Below are 20,467 nucleotides of genomic sequence, written 5' to 3' on the forward strand. Positions count from 1 at the left end.
TTTAAATAAATGACCATTGGTATCGTTTCCGCGGCCTATGTTGCCGCAGCCGTTCTTTTCATCCTCTCGCTCGGCGGTCTTTCCGGACAGGAAAGCGCTAAGCGCGCCGTCTGGTACGGCATCGTTGGCATGGGCCTCGCCATCATCGCCACCGTCTTCGGCCCCGAAATCAGCAAGGGCGTCGGGCAGTGGCTCGTCGTGCTCTTGATGCTGGCCGGCGGCTCGGTTCTCGGCTACTTCGTCGCAAGCCGGGTGCAGATGACTGAAATGCCGCAGCTTGTGGCCGCGCTTCACTCCTTCGTCGGCCTTGCCGCCGTCTTCATCGGCTTCAACGCCCATATCGAGGAAGCGCATGTCGCCTCGCTCGATGAGACGGCACGATCGTTGCTGACCGGCTTTTCCGCCATTCTCGCCCACAAGACGCCGGTGGAACTGGCGATCATGAAGGTCGAAGTTTTCCTCGGCGTCTTCATCGGCGCGGTCACCTTCACCGGTTCGGTCGTCGCCTTTGGCAAGCTTGCCGGCAAGGTGGACGGCAAGGCGAAGAAGCTGCCCGGCGGGCATCTTCTGAACGCCGGTGCTGCGATCCTGTCGCTCCTGCTGCTCATCATGTATTGCAATGGCGCCGGCGCATGGACGCTCGTCCTGATGACGCTCGCCGCCTTCTTCATCGGTTATCACCTGATCATGGGCATCGGCGGCGCCGACATGCCGGTCGTCGTCTCGATGCTGAACAGCTATTCCGGCTGGGCGGCGGCGGCCATCGGCTTCACGCTTGGCAACGATCTCTTGATCGTGACGGGTGCACTCGTCGGCTCTTCGGGGGCGATCCTCTCCTACATCATGTGCAAGGCGATGAACCGCTCCTTCATCTCGGTCATCCTCGGCGGCTTCGGCGGCACGACGGGTCCGGCGATGGAAATCGAGGGCGAGCAGGTGGCGATCGACGCCGAGGGCGTGGCCGCAGCACTCAACGACGCCGACAGTGTCATCATCGTGCCCGGTTACGGCATGGCGGTGGCGCAGGCGCAATCGGCCGTGTCGGAACTGACCCGCAAGCTGCGCGCCGACGGCAAGACCGTGCGTTTCGCCATCCACCCCGTCGCTGGCCGCCTTCCCGGCCACATGAACGTGCTGCTCGCCGAAGCCAAGGTGCCCTACGACATCGTGCTGGAAATGGACGAGATCAACGACGATTTCCCGAGCACCGACGTCGTCATCGTCATCGGCTCCAACGACATCGTCAATCCGGCGGCGCAGGACGATCCGAATTCACCCATCGCCGGCATGCCGGTTCTGGAAGTATGGAAATCGAAGCTCGTCATCGTCTCCAAGCGGGGACAGGGTACCGGTTATTCCGGTATCGAGAACCCGCTGTTCTACAAGGACAATACCCGCATGTTCTATGGTGACGCCAAGAAGTCGATCAACGATCTACTGCCGCTGATCAAGTAAATGAAAAGGGCGTTTCCGGGGGATCGGAAACGCCCTTTCTACGTTCAGGCAGGGAAATTCCGACTGCTTCAAAGCACCCGGTAACGCCGGTTGAAATACATCAGCGCTTCATCACCCGCATTGATCTTCATATCGACGACAGTGCAGATCAGAATGTCATGCGTGCCGCCGTCATGCGCCTCGCGGATGCGGCAGTCGAAAGAGACGAGCGCGTCCTCCAGAACAGGCGCGCCGGTTTCGAGCACGCCCCAGCTGCCGGCAGCAAAACGTTCATTAGCAGGTGTCTTGCCGCCGAAAAGCGTGCTCAGAACCTCGTGATGGGCGGCAAGCGTATTGATGCAGATAACGCCATTAGCCTTCACCACCTTGTAGGCTGAGGCATTGCGGTTGAGGCAGACGAGAAGCGTCGGCGGATTGTCGGAAACGCTGCAAACCGCCGTTGCGGCAAAACCGGCACGGCCTGCCGCGCCATCCGTCGTCACGATATTGACCGCCGCACCGAGCCGCGCCATGGCGTTTCTATAATCGAGGCTGCGCTGCTCAGCAGTCTTCGTCTCCATTTCCGCTTCCTTTTCAAGAGACATCATCTGCATCTAACCCATCCTTCCTTAACAGGCCATCAAGCCAGGAGACACGCGTCTTCAAAGCCAAGACGCGGCAGGCGGCCGAACAGCTTCGACGGATCGCCATAACCGAGATTGATCAGGAAATTGGATTTCCACGTCGTGCCCGCGAAAAATGCCGCATCCACCTTGGCCTTGTCGAAGCCGGACATGGCGCCGGTATCCAGCCCCAGAGCGCGCGCGGCAAGGATCAGATATCCGGCCTGAAGCGTGGCGTTGCGAAAAGCCGTTTCTTCGGCCACATCAGGGCTGGACGTGAACCACGAACGCGCATCGGCATGTGGAAACAGTTCCGGCAATTTCTCGTAAAACTCGCCGTCGATGGCGGCGATGACAGTCACCGGCGCGGCCATGGTTTTTTCGAGATTGCCCGAAGAGAGTGCCGGCCGAAGCTTTTCCTTGGCTTCCGGGCTGCGCACGAAAACGAAACGCGCGGGCGAGCAATTGGCCGAGGTCGGCCCCATCTTCGTCAGATCGTAAAGCGCCTTCAGCGTCTCGTCGCCAATTGGCTTGTCCGTCCAGCCATTGTGGGTGCGTGCTTCGGTGAAAAGCGTTGCCAGTGCAGCGTCGTCAAGTGCCCCGTTGTCCAGTACATTGTCATCAAGTGCTTTCGTCATCTTGCTCTAAAATCCTGTCATCATGTCTGGTCGGCTGGCAGCAGGAACTGCAATAGCCGCTCGTTAAAAAGGTCGGGCTCGGTGATATTCACCGCATGGGCGCCGAAATCGAGTAGCCCAAGTTCGCTATGCCGCAAGCCTTCAGCCAGCCGCAACGAGCGCGTATAGGGCACCAGAAGATCGTCCTTCGTTGCCACCACCAGCACCGGATTGCCGATCTCGCCAAGCCGGGCGTCGACGTCGAAAGCCCGTAGCGCCGCTATACGACGAAGCACATTTACCTTGCCCTGAAAATGCGCGACGCCATGGGCATCATCCCGCGCCAGCCGTTCCTGATGCTCCGACATCCAGGCGGCCGGATAAAGAAACAGCGGCTGGGCTTTGACGAAGGCCTCGACACCGGATTTCTCCAGAAGCTCGATCCGCACGTCAAAGCAGCGTCCCGAATGCGGATCGGCCTTGCTCCACGCATTGATAAGCACCAGCCGGTCGATAAGGCCGGGCCGCCGCAGCGCGATATCGAGGCCGATCAGGCCGCCGAGCGCATGGCCCATGAAATGGAATTTTTCGAGGTTCAGGGCCGAGGCAATCTCCAGCACATCATCCGCCATGGCAGATATGCCGCCCTCCTCCGGCACCTCGCCGCCCGTCCTTCCGGTTCCGCGGTGGTCATAGGTGACCACGCGGAAATGACGGGAAAGGGCTTCGATCTGCGGCGCCCAATAGGCACCCGATCCGCCCAGCCCCGAAGACAAAAGGATGGTGGGCGCCTCGGCATCAGTACGGCCATGAACCTCGAAATGCATCATCTGCCGTTTCGCCCTATTTGCCGATATGGGCGACGGTGGCGATTTCCACCAGCGCATCTGGCTTCACGAGGCCGCACTGGATGCAATAACGCGCCGGCTTGTCGCCGGGGAAATATTCGGCATAGACCGTGTTGATGGCCTGATAATTGGCCCAGTCGGTGATGAAGATGTGGTTCATCGTCACGTCTTCCATCGTGCCGCCCGCGGTTTCGATGACCGACTTGATGGTTTCGAGAACGTGGCGGGTCTGGGCGCTCGCATCGCCCACATGCACGACATTATTGTCCTTGTCGAAGGGCAGCGTGCCGGACACATAAACCACGCCATCGGCAAGCGTTCCCGGCGAAAAAGGGGCGATGGGTTTGCTGGTGCCGGCAGGCACGACGATCTTCTTCGGCATTTCGTTCTCCTCTTTGTGGTTGGATATCAAGCGCTGACGGGTGCGGCCTGCGAGATGACGCCGCAGAAATCATTGACGGTGGCGACCCAGCCGAAAAATTTCTCGACATTGTAGACCGTCGCCTGCTGGATATAGTCCGGTCCCAGATGATGCGTGGCATCCTCCAGCATCACCCCGAAATATTCGAGATGGAAGGCGTCGCGCAGCGAGCTTTCCACGCAGACATTGGTGGCGATGCCGACGAAGACCAGATTGCGGATACCGCGGGCGCGCAGCACGCTGTCCATATTGGTGTTGAAGAACCCGCTATAACGCGTCTTCGGCACCAAGATATCGCCTGGCTGCGGTTGCAGCTCGTCAACGATGGCGTAGTCCCACGTCCCCTTGGCCAACAGCTGGCCCTGCAATTCGGGCCTTTTGCGCATAGTTTTCAGGGCGTTGGACTTGTGCCAGTTGGGCGAACCAGGTCCACCCGCCTCGACATAGTCCTTGTCCCAGCCATTCTGGAAATAAATGACCTGGACACCCGCCGCGCGCGCCGCATCCAGCGTCTTCTTGATGTTGGCGATGGTGCTTTTGGCGCCTGATATGTCGAACCCGGCAAGATCGACATAACCGCCCTCGGTCGAATAGGCGTTCTGCATGTCGACCACGACAACGGCGGTCTCGCTGGGTTTGAGGGTAATCGGCTCCGGCCTTGCGGGAAGTGTGACGCTTTCCGAACGGCTTTCCGGCCCCTTGTAACCCGCCACGACGGCTTCACTCATTCCGCTGCCTCCAGTTCGGCCAGCACATGCCGGCGGCTCTTCATCAGCGGCTGCACATATTTGCCGAATTTTTCGACGCCCTCGAGGAAGTCGTCGAAAGTCAGCATCACGCCGCCAGTCCCCGGCACCTCGCTCATCTCGTCCAACATGGCCGCCACTTCCTCATAGGAACCGATCAGCGTTCCCATGTTGATGTTGACCGCCGAGACGGGATTGGACATGTGCCGGACATTGGTGTCGGAGCCGGATTTGGTATCGACGGCGCTCTGCAAGCCGAGCCACTTGATCGCATCCTCATCCGCACCCGCCTTGTAATGCTCCCACTTCGCCCAGGCATCCTCGGATTTTTCCTCGGCAAGGATCATGGTCAGCACGACGGATTTAACCTCGCGGCCGCTTTTTTCCGTTGCCGCCAGAAGTCGCTCATTGGTGGGCGCAAAAGCCTTGGGCGTATTGACGCCAACACCGAAGCAGAAGCTGTGATCGGCGAACTTGGCCGAAAACGCCATGCCGGAATTGGAGGAACCGGCGCAGATGAGCTTCACATCCCCCTGCGGCACCGGCTTCATACGGCAATCGTCCATTTGGAAGAACTTGCCCTTGAAGTCCGACTGGCCCTCCGTCAGCAGCTCTTTCAGCACGGAGGTATATTCGCCGAGATATTCGTAACGATCACCAAAATAATCGTCACCCGGCCAAAGCCCCATCTGGCTATATTCCGGCCGCTGCCAGCCGGTAATCAGGTTGATGCCGAAACGACCGCCGGAAATGGAATCGATCGTCGTCGCCATACGCGCGACAATGGCCGGCGGCATGACCAGCGTGGCGGCGGTGCCGAACAGCTTGATCTTGGAGGTAACGGCAGCGAGGCCCGCCATCAGCGTGAAGGATTCCAGATTATAATCCCAGAATTCGGTCCTGCCGCCAAAACCGCGCAGCTTGATCATCGACAGCGCAAAGTCGAAACCATATTGCTCCGCCTTCAGCGTGATCGCCTTGTTGAGATCAAAGCTCGGCTTGTATTGCGGCGCATTCTCGGAAAGAAGCCACCCATTGTTCCCGATCGGGATAAAAACACCAACTTCCATTTTGCTGTTCCCTTTTTTTACGTCAGGTGTCTCCTGACTTGAGAAAAGAGTAGCAGGTTCTGTGCCAGACCAAATACAATAATTTTATCAAATGGATAAAATTTTGGGACGCATCTAGCCTTGTCCGAAAGGCAAAATTTTTATCATTTGGTAAAAATATTTGCCTGTTTATTCGGCAGATATTGAGAGCGATACGTGAAAGGTGAGCGGCTCTCGCAGTAGGCCTGAAAGTGCCGCGAGGCTCGCCTCACACTCTTCGTCATTCTCGGGCTTGTCCCGAAGATCTAACCATGTTGCGTAAAATCAATCGGTTGCAGATCCTCGGGATAAGCCCGAGGATGACGCTTACCGTTTCAGGAACTACGATCAGCCCGCGATAGCTCTCTGGAAGCTATGCCAAAACCTCAACCCATCCGCTGCTGCGCATAGGCATGCACCGCCCGGAATGCCGCCTCGGCACCTGCGACAACGCGCTCTTCCTCTTCCACCGTCAGCGAAATTTCATCAAGCGCCGCGGTGAAGGTGCGCCAGTGCAGGCCACGACCTTCGGGAGCGCCAGCGAGATGGCGGGCGCCGAATTCTTCGCCAAGCCCAAGCTTTGCCGCGTCCTTCAGCAGGAAGGCCGCACCGAGATTGGATCCTTCGACCACATAAAGCCAGCCCATGGCCTCCGGCAGATCGAAGGGCGTCTCGGCGGAAAAACGCGGCGCGGCCGTTTCGGGAATGGCAAGACCGAGATCGGAAAGATCCTGCTCGATCATGGAGAGACGACGGCGGCCCTTGAGGTCGGGCAGCAGGCCATCAAGCGTGGCATTGGAGAAAAAGGCATCGAGATCGCGATGGAAAAGATATTGCGTTTCGACGAACTTGCCGAAGTTCTCGCGGCTCTCGAACGGCTTCGATGCCATGATGAAACTATCGAGATCGCCATGCGCCCCGCGCGTCGCTGCCTTCAGGCGCTTGACGCGGCTCTGCTCGGTCTCCGCTACAGGCGCTGCCGACTCCACAATAGTCATGATGATGGTCCCTTATCCCTATATTCAGACTGCCTGATAAAAATCTTTACTCCGACAGTCAAATTTTATTTTCGCATTTTTCCGTCTCCCTGCCCATGATGCTTGTGCGTCTCGACCGCGATAAACCCATGCCCATCCGGACCAATCCAATCAATCCTCATCGGTCCTCGCAAACCCACCCCAGAACTCATTTCCCCAGTAAAGTCCTGAACACTCACGCTCCGAGCAATCCTCTTGCAATTACTGCTTTACAACTAACATGTCAGTATGCCATCAATTCGCGGTCACCTTGGAGGAGCATCTTAATTGACCCAGAAATTCGGCCTTTCGGCAGCCCTGACAACCCCTTTCAAAACGGACGGAACGGTCGATATCGATGCCATGATCGCCCATGCCCGCCGTTGCCTGTCCAATGGCTGCGACAGCGTAACACTCTTCGGCACGACGGGTGAAGGCTGCTCTGTCGGCAGCCGCGAACGGCAGACGATCCTCTCCAGCTTCATTGCAGCAGGCATTGCACCGTCGCGTATCGTCACCGGGGTTCTGGTGGATTCCATCGAAGATGCGGCAGACCAGTCGGCGGAAGCCCTGAAAGCCGGCGCCCGCAATATTCTGCTCGCCCCGCCTTCCTATTTCAAGAATGTCAGCGATGACGGCCTGTTTGCCTGGTTCTCGGCGGTCTTTTCGAAGATCGGCAAGGATGCACGCGACATTCTTGTCTACAATATCCCCTCCGTGACGATGGTGACACTGTCTGTCGAGCTGGTCGGACGGCTGAAAGCGGTGTTCCCCGGCATCGTTACCGGCGTCAAGGATTCCTCCGGCAACTGGAGCCATACCGAGCGCCTGCTGAAGGAACACGGCGATCTCGCCATCCTGATTGGCGATGAGCGTGATCTCGCAAGAGGCGTCCGCCTCGGCGGTCAGGGCGCCATATCCGGCGTTGCCAATTTCCTGACGCAGGAAGTCCGCGCGATGGCCGTTGACGGCAAGGATGATCCCCGCATTGTCGATCTTGTTGTGGAACTTCTGAAATTCCCGGTTACGCCTGCCGTCAAGGTGCTGGTATCACACACGACAGGGGAAACTATCTGGTCGGATGTGCGTGCACCGCTCGTCGCGATTTCACCTGAGGATCGGCGGCAGATCGAGGGCGCTTTCGACGCGCTGTTTCGCAGGCAGGCCGCCTGAACAAAGCTGAAAGGTTGAGCATGGACGATACCGGCGAACAGACATTGCGGGAACGGGCGTATGAGAGCTTTACGCACCACCTTCTCTCGCGCGACGTTCGCCCGGGGCAATTCATCTCGCAGCGCCGGCTCGTGGAACTGACGGGCCTGCCGCTCGGCGCGATCCGGGAGGCAATTCCGCGGCTGGAGGCGGAAGGTCTGATCAAGACGGTACCGCAGCGGGGATTGCAGGTCGCCCATATCGACATCAACCTCATTCGCGAGGCGTTCCAGTTCCGTATCTTTCTCGAGAAGGAGGCCGTGGCGCTCTTTACCCGTTCGGCCTCGGACGAGACCATCGCCAGGCTGCTGAAACAGCACCGCGATATCGCCGAGGCGACGGAAAACGGTGGGGAATCGCCGGAGCTCGATCAGCATGCCCAGCAGGTGGACTGGGGCATGCACGATGCCTTCATCGATAGTCTCGGCAACTCGATCATCTCGAACGCCTACAGGGTCAATTCCATCAAGATGCGCCTCATCAATCAGGAGCGCTTTCGCATCGCAGGCCACGTCAAATCGGTGATGAAAGAACACCTCGCCATTCTCGAAGCCATTGAGAAGCGATCCGTCGAAGACGCCGTAGAGCGCCTGACCGCCCATATCCGCAACGCAAGGGACAGGGCGCTGGCAGTATAGGGCAATTCCGGCAGGGCAGCAGAACGGTCCTGCGCCGGAATTGCATGAAAATAAGCAACAAGCCGGAGGTGAGGAGAATTTCCGGCTAACTGGAGGAGAACTGACATGAGGCATTCATTGCTCAACCCCACGCGTCGCGCCTTTCTGGCAGGCACGGCCGCGATTGGCGGCAGCGCGATGCTCGGCATTCGCCCGGCATCGGCGGCGGTGAACTGGAAAAAACACGCAGGCACGACGCTTGAAGTCAACCTCGTCAAAAGCCCGCGCAGCGAAACGCTGATCAAATATCTCGGCGAATTCGAAGAGCTGACCGGCATCAAGGTCAATGCCGAAGCAACGCCTGAACAACAGCAGCGCCAGAAGGTGGTGATCGAGCTTTCTTCCGGCAAGCCGAGCTTCGACGTGGTGCATCTGAGCTACCACGTCCAGAAGCGGCAGTTCGAAAAGGGCAAGTGGCTGGCCGATATCAGCGGCTTCCTGAAGGACCCGTCGCTCACCGATCCGTCGCTCACCGAAAAGGACTTTGCCGAGGCCGGCATGCTGTTTGCGAAGGATAGCGACGGCGTGCTGCGCTCGCTCCCCTTCTCGGTGGATTACTGGATCGTCTACTGGAACAAGGAGCTCTTCGAAGCCAAGGGCCTTAAATACCCGGAGACCTTCGAGGAGCTGGTAACGGCGGCGGAAAAGATCACCGACCCCGCAACCAACACCTATGGTTTCGTGGCGCGCGGCCTCAAGAACGCCAATACACCTGTCTGGACCTCGCTGATGCTGGGTTACGGCGCAAAACCAATCGTGGACGGCAAGATCAATACCGAATCCAAGGAAGCGGTTGAAGCTGCAAAGCTCTATCAGCGTCTGATGACCAAAGCCGCCCCTCCCGGCGTCTCCGGCTTCAACTGGGCGGAAGCGCAGTCGGCCTTCCTTCAGGGCAAGATCGGCATGTGGTTCGATGGCGTCGGTTTTGCGCCGCCGATCGAAAACCCGGAAAAATCCCGCGTTGTCGGCAAGGTCGGTTACGGCGTCATGCCGAAGGGTCCGGCAGCACAGGCCGCCGGCACCTTTGGCGATGGTCTCGGCGTCGTCGAAGCCAGCAGCAAGAAGGAAGCCGCCTATCTCTTCTGCCAATGGGCGATTTCGCATGAAATGGGCGCGCGTCTCTTGCAGGCCGGTGCGGGTGTTCCGTTCCGCCAGTCCATTCTCGAAGATCAGAAGGTCCGCGAAGGCGTCAAGATGCCGGCCACCTGGTTGGACGCCGTCGTCGGCTCCGGAAAGGTCTCGCAGCTGGCGCTCCCCGTCATCATTCCGGTGACGGAATTCCGCGACATCTACGGCGTCGGCCTCACCAACATGATCGGCGGCGCGGACCCGGCAACTGAGCTGAAAAAGGCAACGGAACAGTTCGCACCCGTTCTGGCGCGTAGCGAGGGATAATGGCCTCCGTGAGCATCGAAAACACCAAGACAGGCGCGAGCCGGAAAGAAGGGAGCAGGCCCGCAAGGCTTGCTCCCAATTACTGGCCCTTCGTCATACCGGCACTTGTCGTCATTTCGGCGGTGATCGTTTTTCCGTGGGTCTTCACCCTCTGGATGAGCGCGCATCGCTGGACGCTCGGACAGGAGCAGAGCTTTATCGGTTTCGAGAACTATATCAGGCTTGCAAGCGATATCAGGTTCTGGGAATCGCTCTGGCATACGCTCATCTATACCGTGCTGTCGGTCGTCGCTCCGCTTATCCTCGGAACATTGGCGGCGCTGGTTTTCGATGCACAGTTTCCGCTGCGCGGTTTTCTGCGCGGCGTCTTCGTCATGCCAATGATGGCGACCCCGGTCGCCATCGCGCTGGTCTGGACCATGATGTTCCACCCGCAGCTCGGCGTCCTGAATTATCTCCTGTCCTTCATCGGCATTGGGCCGCTGGAATGGATCTACAACCAGTCCACCGTCATCCCCTCGCTGGTTCTGGTGGAAACCTGGCAATGGACACCGCTCGTCATGCTGATCGTGCTCGGCGGTCTCGCCGCCGTGCCGCGCGAACCCTATGAAAGTGCTGAAATCGACGGCGCCAACGCCTGGCAGAAGTTCCGTTACCTGACCATGCCAATGATCGCGCCGTTCCTGATGATCGCCGTCATCATCCGCTCCATCGATGCCGTCAAAAGCTTCGACATCATCTATGCGATGACTCAAGGCGGACCCGGCACGGCATCGGAAACCATCAACATCTATCTCTACAACACGGCCTTTGCCTATTACGACATCGGTTACGGCTCGGCCATGGCGGTGGTCTTCTTCATCATCATCGTGGCGCTGTCCTTCGTGCTTCTGATGGTGCGCCAGCGCTCGCAATGGAACGAGATGGAGGATCGCTGATGTCTGCAAAAATCCTGAAACGCAAAAATCTCGACCGGCTCGGCCTGTTCTTCGTGGCGCTGGTGATGATCTCTCCCGTCATCCTGTTCTTCATCTGGATGATCTCGCTGTCGCTGAAATATGAAATCGACAACGGCGCCTATCCGCCGATCCTCATTCCCGAACGCTTTGCCTGGTCGAACTATGTGAAGGTGTTCGAGGAGAATAATTTCTTCCTCTATTTCTGGAATTCGGTCCTCGTCACCGGCGCCGCCACCATTCTGGCGTTGGTGATCGGCGTGCCGGCCGGCTACGGCATTGCCCGACTGAAGGCTGAAAAATCGGCCGTCGTCATCATGATCGCCCGCATGACGCCCGGTCTTTCTTTCCTCATTCCGCTGTTCCTGCTGTTCCAATGGCTGAACCTCTTGGGCACGCTCTGGCCGCAGATCATCATCCATCTTGTGGTGACGGTACCGATCGTCGTCTGGATCATGATCGGTTATTTCGAAACGACGCCGAAGGAGCTGGAAGAGGCGGCAAGCATCGATGGCGCATCCTCCTGGCAGGTGTTCCGGCTGGTGGCGCTGCCGATTGCCAAGCCCGGCATCGTCGTTTCCTTTATCCTCGCGGTCATCTTCTCGTGGAACAACTTCGTCTTCGGCATCGTGCTGGCCAGCCGCGAAACGCGCACCCTGCCGGTCGCGGTCTACAACATGCTGTCATTCGAACAGGTGAGCTGGGGACCGCTGGCCGCAGCCGCGCTGATCGTGACGCTGCCGGTGCTGCTGCTGACCATGTTCGCACAGAAACAGATCGTGGCGGGTCTTACCGCCGGCGCCGTCAAGGGCGGCTGAATTCAAATTATAACGGGAACCAAAACCATGGCACCGGTCAATATTCAAAACGTCCAGAAGCGCTTCGGCTCTGTCAACGTCATCCATGGCATCGATATCGACATCAAGGACGGAGAATTCGTCGTGCTCGTCGGCCCTTCCGGCTGCGGCAAATCCACCCTGCTGCGCATGATCGCAGGCCTGGAAGAGCTGAGCGACGGCGAGATCCACATCGGCCCGCGGGAGGTGAGCCACCTGCCCGCCCGCGACCGCGATATCGCCATGGTCTTCCAGAACTACGCGCTTTATCCGCATATGACGGTGAAGGATAATATGGGCTTTGCGCTGAAGCTGAAGAAGGTGAGCGCGGACGAAACCAAGGCCAAGGTCGACAGGGCCGCCGCCATTCTAGGGCTGGAAAAGCTGCTGGACCGTTATCCACGCCAGCTTTCCGGCGGCCAGCGCCAGCGTGTCGCCATGGGCCGCGCATTGGTGCGCGATCCGCAGGTCTTCCTGTTTGACGAGCCGCTTTCCAACCTCGACGCCAAGCTGCGTGTGCAGATGCGCGGCGAGATCAAGGCCATGCACCAGCGCATCGGCACGACAACCATCTACGTCACCCACGACCAGGTGGAAGCCATGACCATGGCCGACAAGATCGTGGTGCTGCATGATGGCGTCATCGAACAGATCGGCGCACCGCTGGAGCTTTACGACAATCCCGCCAATCTCTTCGTTGCCGGTTTCATCGGCTCGCCCGCCATGAATTTCATTCGTGGTCGGGTGGAGGAAGGCGTCTTCCGCACCGCAAAGGGCCTCAGCCTGCCGCTGCCCGCCCATGCCGATCTCGGCAAGCTCGGCGGCCGCGATCTCGTCTACGGCGTGCGACCGGAGCATATCCGCGCGGCCGAGACCGGCATCGAAGGCCGGGTCGAACTGGTCGAAGGCACCGGCTCGGAAATCTACGCCAAGCTCGATTGCAAGGGTGACGATATCGCCTGCCTGTTCCGCGAGCGCCTGAATGTCCGCTTCGGCGATACGATCCACATTGCCATCGACCCGGCAACGGTGCATCTGTTCGACAAGGACAGCGGCAAGCGCATCTGAACACGGCAGGAGCGGAGAGAATGGTAAAGGAAGCGGGCGGCAAGCATGTGCTCTGCGTGGGTGCCGCCGTGCTCGACACCCTGTTTCGCGTGGCAGACATGCCGAAGGGCGAAGGCAAGGTCCTGCCTTATGAAATGTTGCAGATCGCCGAAGGCATGGCGTCCAGTGCTGCCTATGCCGTGCATCGCATGGGCGGCCGCGCCAGCCTGTGGGGCGCGGTGGGCGACGACGAGACCGGAAGCCGTATCCTGCGCGATCTCTCCGAAAGCGGCATTGATGTTGCCGGCATGACCGTTGCTTCCGGCGCGCGCTCGGCACTCTCGACGATCATCATCGATGATCGTGGTGAAAGGCTGATCGTGCCTTTCTACGATCACCGCCTTCACGAGAAAAAACGCGCCTGCACGCCGGAAGATATTGCCCCCTTCGATGCCGTTCTCGTTGATGTGCGCTGGCCGGAACTGGCGTTCGATGTGCTGACCGTGGCGCGAGCGCTTGGCAAACCCGCCATTCTGGATGGTGACGTTGCACCCGTCGAAACCCTTGAGAAGCTTGCGCCCGCCGCAACCCATATCGTCTTTTCCGAACCCGCCGCCGCCCGGCTGACGGGGCTTGAAACGGTGAAAGACATGCTGCCGGTGCTGCATGCCCGTTATCCGCAAACCTTCATCGCCGTCACCGCCGGTCCGGCGGGCTGCTGGTGGACGGAGGCCGGCGATCCGACGGTGCATTTCCAGACGACGATGCAGGTCAAGGCAGTGGACACGCTGGCGGCGGGCGATATCTTCCACGGCACCTTTGCGCTGGCGATGGCTGAAGGCATGCAAAGCCGCGCGGCCATCCGCCTCTCCTCCGTTGCCGCCGCGCTGAAATGCACCGTCTTCGGCGGCCGGGCCGGCGCGCCGACGCGCGAAGAGACAGAAGACGCGATGCGGCAATGGCTGGAGCGGGAAGGCGAAGCCGCGTTGCGCGCCTCCTGAGCGCATCCATTGCCCGCATAAAACTATTCCATTTTTGCGATGCCGTTTCACGGCGAAGTAGTCTAACGTCATGTCAGAGCAAAGCTTTTCATGAAGCCGCGCCTGTTCCACCTTGAGCCTGCATTCCGCAAAAGTGATCGCCCGATGCATCAGACGACCCGCCCGAGACTGCGCGATATCGGTTTCCGGCCCGGCCATTTCGAGACCGGCCCGCTCAACGCCATCACCGATGTCGAAGGCGTGACCATCGGCCATTCGACCGTCATCGAAGGCGAGACGATCCGCACCGGCGCAACCGCGATCCTGCCGCATGGCGGCAATCTTTTTCAGGACAAGGTGCCCGCCGGCTTCGCCGTCTATAACGGCTTCGGAAAATTTGCCGGTTCGACCCAGATCGACGAACTCGGCGAACTCGAAACACCTGTTATTTTGACCAATACGCTGGCGACAGGCCGTGCCATCGAGGCGATCAATCGCCATACGCTATCGCAACCGGGCAATGAAAAAGTGGTGTCGATCAACTCGGTGGTCGGAGAGACCAACGATTCCCGCCTGAATGACATCCGCGCCGGCCGCCCGACCGTCGAGGAGATCTCGGCCGCGCTGAAAAACGCTACCACAGGCCCGGTGGCCGAGGGTGGCGTTGGCGCCGGAACGGGCACGGTCGCCTTCGGCATGAAAGGCGGCATAGGCACCGCATCCCGCATCGTCCCCATCGCCGGGGAGACTTACACACTCGGCGTTCTCGTGCAGTCCAATTATGGTGGCCATCTGCTGGTCTGCGGTAAGCCCTATGTCAGCCCTGAGCATAAAGACAAGGACGGCTCCATCGTTATCGTGGTCGCAACCGATGCGCCGCTCTCCCCCCGCAATCTGAAGCGCCTCGCTGCCAGAAGCTTCGGTGGACTGGCCCGCACGGGCGCCGCACTCAGCAACGGCTCCGGTGACTATTCGCTGGCCTTTTCCACCGATGAGCGGCTGCGTCGCACGCCTGCGCGCCGCAAGACCGTCGCGGACTATCCAGAACTTTCCAACGATGCGATTTCGCCGCTCTTCGAAGCTGCGATTGAGGCGACGGAGGAGGCGATCCTCAATTCGCTCTGCGCAGCCACAACGACATCGGGCTTCAATGCCGGCACCGGCAAGGCCGCCACGGTTGAAGCCATTTCCATCGACACCCTTAAAACCCTTGTTTCAGCCTGATCTTCCAGACGGAGTTTTCATGACCAGCCCATCCGGCCGCATCGTTTACGTCAACGGCGAATTTCTGCCCGAAGCGGACGCCCGCCTTTCCATCTTCGACCGCGGTTTCCTGTTCGGCGACGGAATTTACGAAGTCACGTCGGTTCTGGAAGGCAAGCTGATCGACAGCGACCTGCATATGACCCGGCTGGAACGCAGCGCCCGTGAAATCGATGTGGCCCTGCCGGTCACGACGAAAGAGATCGTTGAAGCCGAACGTCGCCTGATCGCCGACAACAACCTCGTCGAAGGCATGATCTATCTGCAGCTGACGCGTGGCGCCGAAGACCGCAACTTCCTGTTCTCGGCCGATCTGAAGCCGACGCTGGTCATGTTCACCCAGGCAAAAAAGCTGCTTGGCACCGCCGTCGAGGAGGCCGGTATCGCCGTCAAATCGGTTCCCGACCAGCGCTGGGAACGTCGTGACATCAAGACCGTCTGCCTGCTCCCACAGGTCATGGCCAAGCGCATCGCTAAGGCCGAGGGCTGTGATGAGGCGTGGATGATCGAGGACGGGTTCGTCACCGAAGGCGCGTCCTCGACCGCTTATATCGTCACCGCCGATAAAAAGATCATCACCCGCGGCAACAGCAACAAGACCCTGCCCGGCTGCACCCGCCTTGCCGCTCTGCAATTGGCCAAGGAGGCCGGGTTTACGCTGGAAGAACGCCCCTTCACGCTGGAAGAAGCGATGAATGCCGACGAAGCATGCCTGACCAGCGCCTCCAACTTCGTCGTCTCGGTCACCAAGATCGACGGCAAGCCGGTAGGCAACGGCAAGCCCGGCCCGATGGTGAGCCGCCTGCGCGCCCTCTACCTCGAAAACGCCCGCCGTACGGCGATTTAAGCAGGTATCAGCCTTCGAGAACCGCCCATATACGCTCGACAACGGGCCGGCGGTTCTCCTTCGAACGATAAAGCCTTATATCGACGGCAATGTCGAAACTCGGATCGGCGGCGCGCACAAGGGTGCCGCTGTCCAGCTCCTGCCGCATCAGGCTTTCCGGCACCCAGGCGACCCCCCAACCTGCCATCGCCATGGCTTTCAGCCCCACCGACATGCTGCCCTCATGCACCCGCTCGAATTGCGGCAGCCTTGCGCTTAAGAGATCGCGCAACAGCGGCCCGAAGAACGAGGCCTTTTCATAATCCAGATAGGCAAAGGGCTTTTTCGCATTCTCCACCAGCGCATGCAGCGGCGTGCCATCCTTAGTCGGGGCTGAGACCGGAATTATATTCTCTGCACCCAGCACACGAAATTCGAATAGCTGCGCATCAAGCAGCATCGGCACTTCATGGTGGGCATAGGTCAGAAGGAAATCGCTCTGCCCGTCCACCAGCGAGTTGAGGTTTTCCTCCATGCTGCCGGAGTCGGGCCGCAGCACGGAAAACAGGGGGCCAGCTGTGTCATTCACCCGTTTCAACCAGCCAGGAAAAAAGGTGAAGGACAGAGTATGGAGGGCGGTCAGCCGTACGGTCTTCGCATCCTCGCCATCTTCCTGTAACAGGGTGCGCCGCGCATGGTAGAGCTGTTTCAGCGTCTCCTGCGCCACTGGCACGAACTTCGCTCCTGCCTCCGTCAATCGTGAGGGATAGGATGCGCGGTCGACCAGCGTCGCGCCCACCCAGGCTTCCAGCTGCTTGATGCGCCGGCTGAAGGCGGATTGCGTCACATGCCGCTCATCCGCCGCCTTCGAGAAATTGAGCGTTCCGGCCAGCGCCAGGAAATCCTCGAGCCATTTGACTTCCAAGGGCCTGTTCTCCCACAAAGATGTTGTCCCGGCCTGCCGGGAACACGGGTCTTTATTAGGAGCAATGGAAGCCGATTGAAACCCTTTAGAAAGCTTCGGGTCGTTTAACAAACTGACTAGAGCCCGCTTGCGTCATCCTCGGGCTTGACCCGAGGATCCACAACCAAGTGCGACAATGGATCCTCAGGTCAAGCCCAAGGATGACATCGAGTTTGTAGGGCGCACCGGGATAGGCCTCAGTCGTTAGCGGCTTCTGGAATATTCGATCATCCGCGCCCGGCTGGACACCAGTTCGATCCGGTAGTCACCCAGCCGGTTGAGGCAGACCCGCTTCGTCCAGGGCCCATCGGTGAGCGTGAAAAGGAAACGGCCATTGCCGAGCGCCTTGAGCGGCATGCTGCGGCGGGTCGGGCCGATGCCCATTGTCAGCGAGGAACCGCCGATGATAAATTCCGCTCCCTCATCCGAATGCCATGCTCCCGAAAGATCATTCGGCACCATATGCTCTCCGACAGGCAGGAAACGGCGGGTGGCGTGACCGGCCTCGCCCACAATCGCATCGCCGTCTAACCTGAGACGCATGGGAGATGAGGCGGAACGGGAAGAAACCCAACCATCGACAGCTTCATAAAGCGTGTCGTCGCTATCGATGAAGGTGGCGGTGCTGCCCTTGATCTCCAGCCACCACGGCCCGCTTTCGGTCACATAAAGACCATCAGGCAGGCTGGCGGCGGGTTTGGGCAAAGGCAGACCGGTCAAAGCCGCCATGCTTTCCAAAGCGATCTTGAAGCCGTTGGTATCCTCGCGGTTCGACACAATGACGAAGCCTGTGCCGTTTTCCGGATCGAGCAGAAAGTAAGTCTTGTAACCGGGATGCGAACCGCCGTGTCCGACAAACCGGCGCTCGCCCAAATGCGACCAGCGCAGGCCGAGGCCATATTCGCTCATCCGCCCGTCGGCGAGCGGCCGCTCAGCCGAAAGCCTGTCGAGAACACCCGCAAAGCTGCCCTCGCCTCGCATCAGCCCCTGCAACCAACGAGTAAGTGCTTCGGCGCTGCCGGCAAGGCTGCCGGATGCAGAGATATGCAGGCCGGCGGCAGAGAGCTGCCAATTCTCTTCAGACTTCCAGTAACCCGGGACAAGTCCATTGACCGGATCGTTCCAGACATCCGGCGCCTTGAGAAACACGCCGAACGGCCCGGAAATCTGTGTCTGCACGAAATCATCGAAACGGAAACCCCGGCGCTCCAGCACCGCTTCCACCAGACGATAACCCGTGTTGGAATAGGACACCTCGCTGCCCGCCGAAAAATTCAGCCGCGTCAGTCGAGAAAGATAGTCGAGGAGCGGCCCGGCTTTCGTTTCGGTATAGACAGAAAGGCCAAGCAAAGAGAGGCACTCGCGCGTATCCGGCAGGCCGCCGCTCATATCCAGCGCCTGCCCGACCGTAACGTCGCGCAGCGGCGATTGCAGCTCCGGCAAATGTTTGCCGAGCGGATCGTTGAGCCCGATCAGATCGGAATGGGCGAGCACCATGGCGCAGAAGGCGTGTTTGGTGACTGAGGCATAACGCACGACGCTCTGCGGCGTGAAGGGTGCGAAGGTCGAGAGACTTTCGACGCCGCCCGCATGGGCAAAACGGATGCCATCGAGATCAAAACCAATGACCGCTCCGCCCGGCTCGTTGCCCGCCCATTGCGAGACGAAGGTCTCTGAAAGGGTTGACGCGGCGTTCCAATCGAATTGATGTGGCATGGTTTGGTCTCGTGTGTTTATGGGTCGAATGCACACGCGAGGACAACGGTTTATCGCCGCCATCGCAGCTTGTTTCTTCTCCCCGCCGGGGAGAAGGTGGCCCGAAGGGTCGGATGAGGGGGCAACGTCAGCGATAAACTGAGAGCTTGCCCCCTCATCCCGCTGCCGCGGACTTCTCCCCGACGGGGAGAAGAAACGAGCAGCACCCGCTCGATCTATTAGCGACCCGACCTCAGGCCGGTTCTTCCAGCCGAATGCTCAGGCTGCGCAGCTCTTCCGTATGCGGATGTTTCGTGCGGCCCTCGCGCAGATCGCCCGCGCTCAGTTGCTCCACCATTTCCCCGTTCAGCATCACGCCAACCTGCGGGCACAGATGCGCGATGACAGCCAGATTGTGGCTGACGAGGATATAGGTGAGGTTGCGCGCCGCCCGCAGATCCTGCAACAGGTTCAGGATTTCCGCCTGCACCGAAACATCGAGCGCCGAGGTCGGTTCATCGAGCAGCAGAACCTGCGGATCGGCAATCAACGCACGCGCAATCGCCACGCGCTGGCGCTGGCCGCCGGAAAGCTGGTGCGGGAACCGGAAACGCACGGCCTGCGGCAGCGCCACATCCGAGAGCGCCTGCTGGATGCGTTTTTCGATATTGTCCATGCCGTGCACCAGCGGCAGTTCGCTGAGAATGCGGTCGATGGTCTGGCGCGGATGCAGCGAGCCGTAGGGGTCCTGAAACACCATCTGCACCTGCCGGAAGAATTCCGGCGTACGGCGTAGCGGCGCGTCCTTGCCGGCAAAGGCGATGCGGCCTTCCCAGCTTTCATTGAGCCCGGCCATGGCGCGCAGGATGGTGGATTTGCCCGAGCCGCTTTCACCGACGATGCCGAAGCTGCCGCCCTTTTCGACCGAAAAGGACACGCCCTTCACCACTTCACGGTCGCCGAACTTGATACGGAGATTATCGACGTCGATCATTGGCTGGACCACGCTGCATCACGGTTGAGAACGGGAAGACGCTCACGCGGATGCGTCAGCGAGGGAATGCAGTTCAGAAGTCCCTTTGTATAGGGATGTTCGGCTTTCAGAAGTTCGGACGCCTTCAGCTCCTCCATCACCCGGCCGGAATACATCACGGCGACGCGGTCGCAGAAATGCGAGACGAGCGGCAGGTCGTGGCTGATGAGGATGAGACCCATGCCGCGTTCCGACACCAGCTCCTCGATCAGCCGCAGGATTTCCGCCTGCACCGTGGCATCGAGAGCACTCGTCGGTTCGTCGGCGATCAGAAGCTCGGGATCGGGCGCCAGCATCATGGCGATCATCACGCGCTGACCCATGCCGCCGGAAACCTCATGTGCATAGGACGAGGCGACCTGACGCGGATTGCGGATCTTCACCTGATCGAGAAGCGCGATTGCCGCTTCCATGGCTGCCCGCTTGCTGCCGCCCTTGTGGGCACGCCAGGCTTCAGCGATCTGTGCGCCCATGGTCTTGACCGGGTTCAGCGAATATTTCGGATCCTGCAGAATGAAACCCGCCCGCTTGCCGCGGATCTGGCGCATCTGCCTTTCGCTGGCAGACAGCACGTCGATGCCGTCGAAGGCAAGCTTATCGGCGCGGATATCGGCATTGGAGGGCAGAAGCTTCATCAGCGCCCGGGCCGTCAGGCTCTTGCCCGAACCGGATTCGCCGACGATCCCGAGCTTTTCGGTACCGAGCTTCATGGAAACACCACGCACCGCCTCGAAACGGCTGGTGCGGGTCTGGAAGGCGATCTTCAGATTTTCGATTTCGACCAGCATGG

Annotated in this window: 21 protein-coding genes; 10 read left to right on the forward strand and 11 right to left on the reverse strand. The window is 59.7% G+C overall.

Annotated features, from left to right (window positions below; genetic code table 11):
• Nucleotides 1-9 precede the first annotated feature (9 nt).
• A complete protein-coding gene (locus O9X91_RS06595; protein WP_077981369.1) occupies nt 10-1,455 on the forward strand; it encodes an NAD(P)(+) transhydrogenase (Re/Si-specific) subunit beta in 1,446 nt (481 codons plus the stop codon).
• A gap of 68 nt (nt 1,456-1,523) precedes the next feature.
• Here O9X91_RS06595 and rutF read toward each other — a convergent pair whose 3' ends face one another.
• From rutF to O9X91_RS06630, 7 genes are all read right to left on the reverse strand, one after another.
• Entirely contained in the window at nt 1,524-2,048 is a 525-nt protein-coding gene (rutF, locus tag O9X91_RS06600) for an NADH-dependent FMN reductase RutF (protein ID WP_269833961.1), read from the reverse strand.
• Between the two features lie 26 nt (nt 2,049-2,074).
• Nucleotides 2,075-2,695, reverse strand: coding sequence for a malonic semialdehyde reductase (locus O9X91_RS06605; protein WP_269833960.1), 621 nt, complete (start codon nt 2,693-2,695; stop codon nt 2,075-2,077).
• Nucleotides 2,696-2,715: 20 nt separating this feature from the next.
• A complete protein-coding gene (rutD, locus tag O9X91_RS06610) occupies nt 2,716-3,504 on the reverse strand; it encodes a pyrimidine utilization protein D (RefSeq protein WP_269833959.1) in 789 nt (262 codons plus the stop codon).
• Nucleotides 3,505-3,517: 13 nt separating this feature from the next.
• Entirely contained in the window at nt 3,518-3,904 is a 387-nt protein-coding gene (gene rutC, locus O9X91_RS06615; protein ID WP_137410895.1) for a pyrimidine utilization protein C, read from the reverse strand.
• Between the two features lie 26 nt (nt 3,905-3,930).
• A complete protein-coding gene (gene rutB, locus O9X91_RS06620; RefSeq protein WP_077981366.1) occupies nt 3,931-4,671 on the reverse strand; it encodes a pyrimidine utilization protein B in 741 nt (246 codons plus the stop codon).
• Nucleotides 4,668-5,759: a pyrimidine utilization protein A gene (gene rutA, locus O9X91_RS06625; RefSeq protein ID WP_269833958.1), complete on the reverse strand. Its 1,092-nt coding sequence runs from the start codon at nt 5,757-5,759 to the stop codon at nt 4,668-4,670. The genes rutB and rutA overlap by 4 nt, the downstream gene beginning before the upstream one ends.
• 404 nt (nt 5,760-6,163) lie before the next feature.
• Nucleotides 6,164-6,775, reverse strand: coding sequence for a biliverdin-producing heme oxygenase (locus O9X91_RS06630; protein WP_173990113.1), 612 nt, complete (start codon nt 6,773-6,775; stop codon nt 6,164-6,166).
• 306 nt (nt 6,776-7,081) lie between these two features.
• Here O9X91_RS06630 and O9X91_RS06635 point away from each other — a divergent pair, with 306 nt between their 5' ends.
• The 9 genes from O9X91_RS06635 to O9X91_RS06675 all read left to right on the forward strand — a co-directional run bounded on the left by O9X91_RS06635 (nt 7,082) and on the right by O9X91_RS06675 (nt 16,006).
• Complete coding sequence (locus tag O9X91_RS06635) at nt 7,082-7,966, forward strand: dihydrodipicolinate synthase family protein (RefSeq protein WP_137410897.1); 885 nt, start codon at nt 7,082-7,084, stop codon at nt 7,964-7,966.
• Between the two features lie 20 nt (nt 7,967-7,986).
• Nucleotides 7,987-8,643 (forward strand): GntR family transcriptional regulator, encoded by a 657-nt coding sequence (locus O9X91_RS06640; RefSeq protein ID WP_077981362.1) that lies wholly within the window; start codon nt 7,987-7,989, stop codon nt 8,641-8,643.
• A gap of 105 nt (nt 8,644-8,748) precedes the next feature.
• Nucleotides 8,749-10,077 carry an ABC transporter substrate-binding protein gene (locus tag O9X91_RS06645; RefSeq protein ID WP_142913596.1) on the forward strand — a complete coding sequence of 443 codons (1,329 nt, stop codon included), beginning with the start codon at nt 8,749-8,751 and terminating at the stop codon, nt 10,075-10,077.
• Complete coding sequence (locus tag O9X91_RS06650) at nt 10,077-11,015, forward strand: carbohydrate ABC transporter permease (RefSeq protein ID WP_173990117.1); 939 nt, start codon at nt 10,077-10,079, stop codon at nt 11,013-11,015. Before O9X91_RS06645 ends, O9X91_RS06650 begins: the two co-directional genes overlap by 1 nt.
• Before the next feature lie 14 nt (nt 11,016-11,029).
• Entirely contained in the window at nt 11,030-11,851 is an 822-nt protein-coding gene (locus O9X91_RS06655; RefSeq protein WP_170985582.1) for a carbohydrate ABC transporter permease, read from the forward strand.
• A 27-nt stretch (nt 11,852-11,878) separates the two neighbouring features.
• The gene (locus O9X91_RS06660; protein ID WP_269824522.1) at nt 11,879-12,937 is read left to right on the forward strand and encodes an ABC transporter ATP-binding protein; all 1,059 of its coding nucleotides are present in this window, start codon (nt 11,879-11,881) and stop codon (nt 12,935-12,937) included.
• Between the two features lie 20 nt (nt 12,938-12,957).
• On the forward strand, nt 12,958-13,917 hold the full coding sequence (locus O9X91_RS06665; RefSeq protein ID WP_269833957.1) for a sugar kinase: 960 nt from the start codon (nt 12,958-12,960) through the stop codon (nt 13,915-13,917).
• Nucleotides 13,918-14,061: 144 nt separating this feature from the next.
• Nucleotides 14,062-15,120, forward strand: coding sequence for a P1 family peptidase (locus O9X91_RS06670; RefSeq protein ID WP_269824524.1), 1,059 nt, complete (start codon nt 14,062-14,064; stop codon nt 15,118-15,120).
• A gap of 19 nt (nt 15,121-15,139) precedes the next feature.
• A complete protein-coding gene (locus tag O9X91_RS06675; RefSeq protein ID WP_077981356.1) occupies nt 15,140-16,006 on the forward strand; it encodes a D-amino-acid transaminase in 867 nt (288 codons plus the stop codon).
• Nucleotides 16,007-16,013: 7 nt separating this feature from the next.
• Here O9X91_RS06675 and O9X91_RS06680 read toward each other — a convergent pair whose 3' ends face one another.
• The 4 genes from O9X91_RS06680 to O9X91_RS06695 all read right to left on the reverse strand — a co-directional run bounded on the left by O9X91_RS06680 (nt 16,014) and on the right by O9X91_RS06695 (nt 20,465).
• The gene (locus O9X91_RS06680) at nt 16,014-16,910 is read right to left on the reverse strand and encodes a LysR substrate-binding domain-containing protein (protein ID WP_269833956.1); all 897 of its coding nucleotides are present in this window, start codon (nt 16,908-16,910) and stop codon (nt 16,014-16,016) included.
• 243 nt (nt 16,911-17,153) lie between these two features.
• Complete coding sequence (locus O9X91_RS06685; RefSeq protein WP_142913590.1) at nt 17,154-18,665, reverse strand: serine hydrolase domain-containing protein; 1,512 nt, start codon at nt 18,663-18,665, stop codon at nt 17,154-17,156.
• Between the two features lie 232 nt (nt 18,666-18,897).
• The gene (locus O9X91_RS06690) at nt 18,898-19,638 is read right to left on the reverse strand and encodes an ABC transporter ATP-binding protein (RefSeq protein ID WP_004443516.1); all 741 of its coding nucleotides are present in this window, start codon (nt 19,636-19,638) and stop codon (nt 18,898-18,900) included.
• Nucleotides 19,635-20,465: an ABC transporter ATP-binding protein gene (locus tag O9X91_RS06695; protein WP_137410907.1), complete on the reverse strand. Its 831-nt coding sequence runs from the start codon at nt 20,463-20,465 to the stop codon at nt 19,635-19,637. Before O9X91_RS06695 ends, O9X91_RS06690 begins: the two co-directional genes overlap by 4 nt.
• Nucleotides 20,466-20,467: the final 2 nt, after the last annotated feature.

Origin of the sequence: Agrobacterium salinitolerans, from assembly GCF_027498475.1 — a bacterium.
GTDB lineage: Bacteria > Pseudomonadota > Alphaproteobacteria > Rhizobiales > Rhizobiaceae > Agrobacterium > Agrobacterium salinitolerans.